Here is an 8,612-nt window from a genome sequence, read left to right as displayed (position 1 = left end):
GGGCATCGTGCTCTCCCTCGAATCTTTGCAAATCCGATGGAATCACACCCCACTGAGATCACTCACCCATTTTTCAGTCAGGCTCTTAGGAAGCGCGTTTGGGCGCGTGCTCCAGAATGTCTTGCGTCAGCACCACGGACGGTATGGTCGTTGGCATCAGCATCTGACGATGCTTCGCCGTCCACCGCCAACCTGCCCAGAGCAGTACGGCGATCAAGGGAGTGGCGGCGACGGTGAAGGTACCGTTCGGATAATCAAGCGCCATCAGCACCAGGACGACAACGAGGAAAGCGAGTGTCGCCCACGACGTGACCGGCGCGCCGGGCATCTTGAAGCTGACGTCTGCGACCTCTCCGCGGCTGACGGCGCGGCGGAACATCATCTGGCAGACGACGATAAAGCCCCAGGTGCTGAGGATGCCGAGCGAAGCAACGTTGAGGACAATCTCAAACACCTGAGACGGCACGAGAAAGTTGAGCACGACTCCGAACACGTAGATCGCGAGGCTCAGGAGGATGCCGGCATAGGGAACGGCTTGGCGGTTCATCTTGGCGAGAAATGCCGGCGCGGAGCCCCCCTGGGCGAGCGATCTCAGCACCCGGCCGGTCGAGTAGAGGCCGGAATTCAGGCTTGAGAGCGCCGCGGTCAGAACGACGATGTTGATCACCGTGCCGACGCCAGGAATGCCGAGAGCGCCGAAAAAGGTGACGAACGGACTCTGGCCCGCCTCGTAGGCAGTCCAGGGCAAGAGGCAGACGAGCAGGACCACTGAACCGACGTAGAACAGTGCGATGCGCCAGAGCACGCTGTTGATTGCGGGCGGCAGGACCTTCTTGGGATCTGAACATTCGCCAGCTGCCGTGCCGACCAGTTCAACCCCGGCAAAGGCGAAAACGACGCCCTGCACGAGAACTAGGGGCGGTAAGAGTCCGTTCGGGAAGAAGCCGCCTTTCTCGGTAATGAGGTGTATGCCGGGCGCGCTGCCCGCGATCGAGATGCCACCAGCGAAAAAGATCGTGCCGACTACAAGGAACAAGGAGATTGTCGCCACCTTGATCAGCGCAAACCAGAATTCCATCTCGGCGAACCACTTCACGCCGACCAAGTTCATGGAACCAACGATAAGCAGGGCTCCGAGCGCAGACACCCATTGTGGCAGATGCGCGAAGAGATCCCAGTAGTGCATGTAGAGGGCGACCGCGGTGATATCGGCGATGCCAGTCATTGCCCAGTTGAGAAAGTACATCCAGCCGGCGACGAAGGACGCCTTCTCGCCGAGGAACTCGCGGGCATACGATACGAAACTTCCGCTGCTTGGCCGATGAAGCAGCAGTTCGCCGAGCGCTCGAAGGATCAGGAATGAGAAGGCGCCGCAAACCAGATAAACGATTGCCAGTGACGGACCGGCGATCTGCAGGCGTGCGCCAGCACCCAGAAACAGGCCGGTGCCGATCGCGCCGCCGATGGCGATCATCTGAACCTGACGATTGCCGAGCGCCTTGTGGTAGCCCTCCTCGTGGGACTCGAGCCAGCTTCTTTTATCGAGAGAAGCGTTGCCTGTCGTCTGTTGGACATCTAGTGCAGTCACTGAACTCTCCTTTGGTTATCGGCAATGTGTCGGGCCAAGGTTTGCGGAGCGGAGTCTCGAGCGCGTCGCTCAGATCGAGCTGCGGACTGAGCTTAATACGGGCGGCTAGGTTCGCTTTTATGTGGTCGATGTGTATGCATCCTGCCCGAGGCGCAGGTTTGCACGTGGCATAGCCCAGGTTTTCCTGCTATGGACAGCCGTCTCCCAACGCGGAGGGAACTCACTAGCGAAATGAGTTGCTGCTCTTTGCAGAAGGATCGCCAACCGGGGCATCTTCACCTGATTTGGGACTATTCTCTTTTGTATGGGCGACAACGGCCACTGAGAATTCACGGATGTCGCGAGCGCGACAGGCCCGATCAATGCTTTCTAGCGCGGCACAAAGCTTTGGCCATCAACGTGCACGCCTCGATGTGCTTGCCACCGCGTTCCATACAGCTCTGTGCCTCCCACCTCGTCGATGCGCGGCCTTGCCGATCTACCGCTCGGTTGAGAGGCGCACACCCCATGTGGCCGGAACGTATCAATTTGCAAACTGCTACGTGCTCGACGGCCTCGCCTAGGCTGGTCGCCAAAACGCGATGAGCCTGTCTCCCCATTTCTGCAGGTCACTCGGAGACTTCGAGAAAGGATCCGGCGGCCCCACACCGGCGTGTCGTATAGCCGCGCGGATTTGATCTGAACTGTCGAAGGGATCGGCAGACTTGTCGCGGGGGAGAGCGAGATGGCCGGGGGTGATGCCCGTAGAGGACGCCTCTCGATCCCGCGCTCTGGGCGCATGCGATCGAGGACAGAACGGAGTGCTCCGCGAGCTTCCCCGCGGCCTGGACCGGATTTAGTGGTCGACCCGCTCGTCCCACCGCTGTCGGCGCTTGACACTGCAATGTACGACTTCCCAGATCGGCCAATACTCGTCATGATCCATCTCAGATTAAACGCTAATGCGCCGGCGCTACTGTTGCGGGGCCGGCGCTCTGGACGAATTCGTTGCTGCTCGCAGTGACGCCGCAGCTTCCTCTTTGAGACCAAGGACCGGACCGCAGTCTGTCGTGACGTATAATCGGGCACGGCCCGACGGCTGCGATATGATCGCAGATCTCAGATACGAGGCGCGACTGAGCGCCACTCGTGACAATTCGAGCGCGCGCGAGAATGCTTGGCCTTCGCTAGTGCGCCTCGCGCAGCTCTGGGGACGAGCTCAACGACTAGGTGCACCCCAAGTTGATCGGCAGGCAATCGAGTTCATGGCCTGCGAAAACATTTGCAACCTTGCTGATCTGAAGCACATGCTCGCCACGAAACCGACCATCGCTGGCCGTTGTGTAGGTCCGATACTGGCACTCAGGCTACATCGCCTTTCAGGTGACATGCTTGCACAAGGCTTTCTCAGCTGAGCATGCTGATCAGTCCCGCCCTGCGACGAGGCTCTGGGAACTTTCGATCGGTCGTGAGAGATAGGCACCTGGGCCCGACTCCAGCATTCGTTGCTCGCTTGGACATGTCTTGACATGCTTGACCTGCCTAAAGCGGCTACCTGACCACAAGCTGACGAAACGCCAGCAAAACCGATCATCTCGCACGACAGATTGGCGGCCGATCACCACCAGCGCCGTCACCGGCGTATTCGCATGCGCCGCGACCCATAGCAAGGCCATGCCGGCATCCCGCCAGCGTTTGACGTTGCGCGTGACGCGGCGAATGGTGCCCATCATGTTCTCGGCGATGTTGGTACAGGCGAGCGATTGACGAAGCTCCTTCGGCAGCTTCGACCGGACGACAGTCAGGATTTCGTCGAGGCCTTCGAGGATGCTGGCCGCTACGCCGGGCCATTGCTGGTCGAGTCGACGCGCGAGATTGCGGATCAATCTTTCAGCCTTCGGCGTCATCGAGCTCCTAGGCCTGGCGCAGCACCCGACGGGTGGCCGCATGATGCTCTTTTGGCAGGCCTTCCATGATGTTGCGCGCCTTGTGGATCTGGCAGCGCTGGATCGCAGCGGCCGAACCGAAGGTGCGGCGGATCGCCTTCGACAACGCTTTCGCGCCGTCGGCGATGAACAGTCTTGGTACCGTGGGGCGAGCCCGCGCGAGACCAAATTGTCCAGCAGGGCTTGAACCGTTGCGGCATTCTCGGTCGCCCCTTCCACCAGCGCCAGCGGATGCTTGTTGCCTCCGCCGTCAACCCCGATCGCGGCGACCAGCACGAGATCGTCGCCGAGATGTAGCCCGTCGATTTGGACCACCAGAAGGTCGAGCGCGGACAGATCGGCAGCCATGAAGTCGGCCAGCCGCGCCCGCGCTACGAACCTCCGCGAGGTCGCCGACTTCGAACCCCCCGATCCGGGCGGTGCCGGCACGTCACCCTCCGGGAGCCGGACAGCGCGGGTCGAACCGGCGCGTCGACACATTGATCAGCATCAGGTTCATCGCCCAGCGACCGAGCCAGTCCTCCTGCGCCGCCGTTTCGCAGCTCGGGATCGTGATCGCGCGGCCGTCCATGCCCCGGACACGCGGGCGTTCGACCTCGATCTTGCCGCCGTGGAAGCCGATTCGTCCCCGCGTTCGGCCCCAACGGTGCGCCCGCCGCGCCGCGTCGCGACCTTGGTGCGGCCCGCAGGCCGCCGTGACATCCGCCTCCATCATCGTGCGGCGCGCCTCGATCCCTGCCGCAAGGCAGAACCGATCGAAGCTCGCCCGCACTTCCGCAAACGCGTCGTCCACAGCCCCGCTCGCCCAGCCGGTGTGATATCTCTCGTCATGGCGTTGCTCTCCTTTGTGGAGTCAGCACCCCGAGCCTACCGGCTCAAGGTGGGCAACGCCGACCCCTTCAGTAATTCAACAGAACCCGGGACATCCCCTGATGCTGCAAGCGGCGGTTTGTGATGGTGTCTCGCTTGATGCGGTTTCGTTCTGCGAGGATCGCCTCAGGCCTGCCGTGTTCGCCGTCAGCGCCTGTGAGACAAACAGGCAAGAGGGCAGGGTAACCTCACCCGTGTAGCAGCTTCATCAGCAGGATGCCGCCGGCGAGTACCATTGTGATGGCGTTGGCGGCGACCAGAGGTGCATCGCCCGAGAACAGGCCGTAGACGAGCCAGAGCGCCAGGCCCAGCACCATGACCACGAACATGCCGAGCGAGATGTCGCCGGTGGAGCGGGTCTTCCAAACCTTAATGGCCGCCGGCGCGTAGGCCACGGTCGTGCAAGTGGCGGCGGCGAAGCCGATCAGCTTGTTCACGAGGGGGTCCATACCGGCTCTATAGCATGGATTCCAACCTCGGTCATGCCTCGCGTTTTCTTGCGAGCCGGCCAGTTCGCTCGAAAACACTACGCTTAAACGGCCGCCATAAGGCTGCGATATAGAGCGTCATAGTCGCCGGCGCCGCTTGTGCCGGAAGATGTCGGTCGCAAGGCCGCTTCGCTGCAGTCGCCGCCAGCTCAGTTCTTCACGGCGCAAACGGAGGAGCAGTCTCCATGGCGCGACGAATTATGCTCGTTTCTGCGAGCGATAAGCTCCCGGTCAGCTTCTTCCGCTGCTTTGAGGCTGAGTGTGGAGAAGTTAGCAGGGCCTGGCAGGGACAGCGCTTCCCCTGTGTATGCGTGGGGAATAAGCGCCGAGTCACGCTCTGCTAACTTCAATTGGCAGTGCGAGCTGGGCAGGGGCAGCTTCCGGCCCAGCGCAACCGAACGGCGCGGAGTCGCGCCCGCACTGCCTGCGATCCGAGATTGATCGCCAAATCACTGGCTACGACCAGTCCTGATAGTTGCGCTAGGGCGTTTGCCGAATGATACACGCTACGGTCAGTTTCTTCCGCTGGTTGAGGCTGATCGTGGTGAAGTTAGCGGTGCGTGGTAGGGACAGCGCCTCCTCGGTTCACGTCAGGGCGCCGAGTCACGTGGCCGCTAACTTCATCGGCAGGGCGAGCCTCGGCAAGTACACCGTCTGTCGCGAAGGCGGGGAGCCGCGCTCGCGTCAGGAACGCACCCCGCAACGCAAAATGGGCTCGACGACGCGGTAAGTAAAGCGGACGCCTTGGAGGAGAATCTGTCCCCATCTCTCGTCTGAGCGGCTCGATTTCGGGTAAGGTCAAGGGGCCGCTTCCCGAGCGCGTCCATTTTTGAGCAGATAACCTCAACCTGCGATCGCCGAACGGTGGTGGGTCCGCCGCACTGAACGGCAGTTTCGCATTGGCCCGCGAGACGGTCGGTCCGACCTCGAAGAATGCACCGTTGCCCGGAAACGCGCAGGCCCGCACCAGCCCATGCAGGACGCCGCCGATCCGCTGAACGCGAAGTCCGTTGAATCCATATCCCGAATGCTCACCTTGCGTAGCGACGGCTGATCGCCGCAGTCCCAAATTATCTGACGAGGGACAGCCGTGATCACGGTGAGCCGAGACCTTGAAGCTTCGGATGACGTTCCTTCTGCGCCTTCGAGCTCCAACCCTTGGGCGTCTTCAGTTCGATGCTAAGCAGAAACCCGCCGGTGATATAAACGCGAATGTGGGTTCGCCCGCCGTAAGGCCCGTTAGCTTTTCATGAATCCGACCGCACTGCGGACGACTTCAAGCGAGACTTCTTGCAGATCAAAGCCTCCTCCGGTGAATGTAGGCGCATTGCACCCTAACGGCGTGACCATTCCGGTATTATCGAGACGCGGTTTGGATATATGTTTCTCGTCCTTCCGATGTTCATGGAGGCAAACCAAGCAGCTTTTGGAATCGTGAACAAAGCGCGCGACCACGCCGCCTGCGAGCCCCACGGTCGCGTAGCCCATCACATAAGGCACTTTCAGTTGGAAAGTGATTCCCCGAGCCAAGCCCCTGCCAGGGGAGGGGTGGAGACTCGACGGGAAGCACCTACAGCGGACATCGCCGGGTGAAGGGATAGTCCAGACCACGAACGCCGCAAGGGTAACAGGCGACGCGATCGGATCATGAAGCGCTTCAAATCGTCCCGTCAGGCTCAATTTTTCTGTCAGTTCATGATCAGGTCACGAACCTTTTCCACATCCTCTCTCTCGGAGCCGTCACTGCCGACTTCCGTCGTGTTTCGCGCGAGCGAGCCTTTGCGACTTGGCGCGAGATCTCCACGACAAGCGCTCGCCGAACCTTGACCTCGGGGCTGCTCCAATTCGTTAACTTGACGGCGCCGCCTTGACGAATCTCCGCGAGCGGCGCCTATATGTAGCCCGTCACGGTCTTCCATTCCCGCATCTCGTAGGATGGAAGCTAAGAGGGAACCCGGTGCGCCGGCAACGGCTATTCCGAGGCTGCCCCCGCAACTGTAAGCGGCGAGCGGTTGTCATCATGGTCACTGGCGCGACAGCGCTGGGAAGGCCGACAGCCCCAGCGACCCGCGAGCCAGGAGACCTGCCGCGACTGAACGAAAGTCCTCGGGCGGGGTGCCCCGGTGGGTCGCTTGCAGCTGGTGATATTTGTCCGATCTCCTCGCAAGTCGTCCGCACGGCCCCCAGCCTCAAACATCGCGGGGTTGCCGATGTCGCCGTCTTACGATTTCGATCAGCATGGTCATCTCGTCGCGCCACCGAGTGTGCGGCCGCGCCTAGCGCAGGCGAAGCCTGCCGCGCCTGAGCCGTGTCTGGTGCCCCTTTCGCCATCGCCGGCTCCGCTGCCGTGGCCCCTCGCGCCATCGCCAAAGCCGGCCGACCTCACGCTCGATCCGTCTCGCGACGACTTGTTGACATCATTCGGCAAGCTGACGCTGACCAACCGTTATCTGCTCGCCGGCGAAACTTACCAGGACATGTTCGTGCGGGTGTCTTGCGCTTTCGCGGACGATGTAGCGCATGCCCAACGTCTCTATGATGCGATGTCTCGGCTGTGGTTCATGCCGGCCACACCGGTGCTCTCCAACGGCGGGACCACGCGCGGCCTGCCGATCTCCTGCTTCCTCAACTCGGTGTCGGACTCGCTCGAAGGCATCGTCGGTACCTGGAACGAGAACGTCTGGCTTGCTTCCAATGGCGGCGGCATCGGCACCTACTGGGGCAATGTTCGCTCGATCGGCGAGAAGGTGAAGGGCGGCGCCACCTCAGGCATCATCCCGTTCATCCACGTCATGGACGGCCTGACGCTGGCGATCAGCCAGGGCTCGTTGCGGCGCGGCTCGGCGGCGGTCTATCTCGATATCCACCATCCCGAGATCGAGGAGTTCCTCGAGATCCGCAAGGCGTCTGGCGACTTCAACCGCAAGAGCCTCAACCTGCATCACGGCATCAACGTCACCGACGAGTTCATGCGTGCCGTGGGTGCCGGCACCGCAGTCGCTCTGCGCAGCCCGAACACTAACGAGGTTGTCCGCGAGATCGATGCCCGCCAGCTGTGGCAACGCATCCTTGAGAACCGGCTGCAAACCGGCGAGCCTTATCTCTTGTTCATCGACACCGTGAACCGCGCGCTCCCCAAGCACCAGCGCGAGCTAGGCCTCAAGGTCTCGACCTCCAACCTGTGCAGCGAGATTACCCTGCCGACCGGCATCGATCATCGCGGCGAGGAGCGCACAGCGGTGTGCTGCCTGTCGTCGCTCAACCTCGAGACCTGGGACCAGTGGAATAAGGAGCCCGGCTTCATCGAGGACGTCATGCGCTTCCTAGACAACGTGCTCACCCACTTCATCACGGTGGCGCCGGACGGAATGAAGCGTGCCCGCTACGCCGCCCTGCGCGAGCGCTCCGTTGGCCTCGGCGTCATGGGCTTCCACTCGTTTCTCCAGGCCAAGGGCATTCCAATGGAGGGTGCCTTGGCCAAGTCATTCAATCTGAACATCTTCCGAAAACTTCGTCGCGATGCCGATGCGGCATCCGTGGCGCTCGCTCGCGAGCGTGGCCCGTGCCCGGATGCCCTGGAACGCGGCGTGATGGCGCGCTTCAGCCACAAGATCGCGATCGCGCCGACCGCCTCGATCAGCATCATCTGCGGCGGCACCAGCGACGCCTGCACCGAGCCGATTCCGGCCAACATCTACATCCACAAGACGCTATCCGGCGCCATCTCGGTGCGCAATCCGC

General features: G+C 61.8%; 3 protein-coding genes, 2 pseudogenes and 1 riboswitch. Of the genes and pseudogenes, 2 read left to right on the top strand and 3 right to left on the bottom strand.

Features of this window, described 5'->3' with window-relative positions; translation table 11 throughout:
- Positions 1–85: 85 nt before the first annotated feature.
- The 3 genes and pseudogenes from ansP to ACM43_RS10215 all read right to left on the bottom strand — a co-directional run bounded on the left by ansP (position 86) and on the right by ACM43_RS10215 (position 4,832).
- Positions 86–1,588 carry an L-asparagine permease gene (gene ansP, locus ACM43_RS10225; RefSeq protein ID WP_036032136.1) on the bottom strand — a complete coding sequence of 501 codons (1,503 nt, stop codon included), beginning with the start codon at positions 1,586–1,588 and terminating at the stop codon, positions 86–88.
- A gap of 1,631 nt (positions 1,589–3,219) precedes the next feature.
- A pseudogene (locus ACM43_RS10220) lies at positions 3,220–4,344 on the bottom strand (IS256 family transposase); the annotation flags it as partial.
- A gap of 227 nt (positions 4,345–4,571) precedes the next feature.
- On the bottom strand, positions 4,572–4,832 hold the full coding sequence (locus ACM43_RS10215) for a SemiSWEET transporter (RefSeq protein WP_036032134.1): 261 nt from the start codon (positions 4,830–4,832) through the stop codon (positions 4,572–4,574).
- Between the two features lie 1,668 nt (positions 4,833–6,500).
- Between ACM43_RS10215 and ACM43_RS10210 the strand changes: the two are divergent.
- Positions 6,501–6,742 (top strand): annotated as a pseudogene (locus ACM43_RS10210) (hypothetical protein); the annotation flags it as partial.
- 20 nt (positions 6,743–6,762) lie between these two features.
- Positions 6,763–6,976, top strand: a riboswitch (cobalamin riboswitch).
- A gap of 306 nt (positions 6,977–7,282) precedes the next feature.
- Positions 7,283–8,612: ribonucleoside-diphosphate reductase subunit alpha (locus ACM43_RS10205; RefSeq protein ID WP_271539905.1), on the top strand; the 1,330-nt coding region annotated here is incomplete at its 3' end.

This window comes from Bradyrhizobium sp. CCBAU 45321, from assembly GCF_028128975.1.
GTDB lineage: Bacteria > Pseudomonadota > Alphaproteobacteria > Rhizobiales > Xanthobacteraceae > Bradyrhizobium > Bradyrhizobium yuanmingense.
Note: the sequence above shows the minus strand (reverse complement) of the source record. Positions and strands in the feature narration are given on the sequence as shown.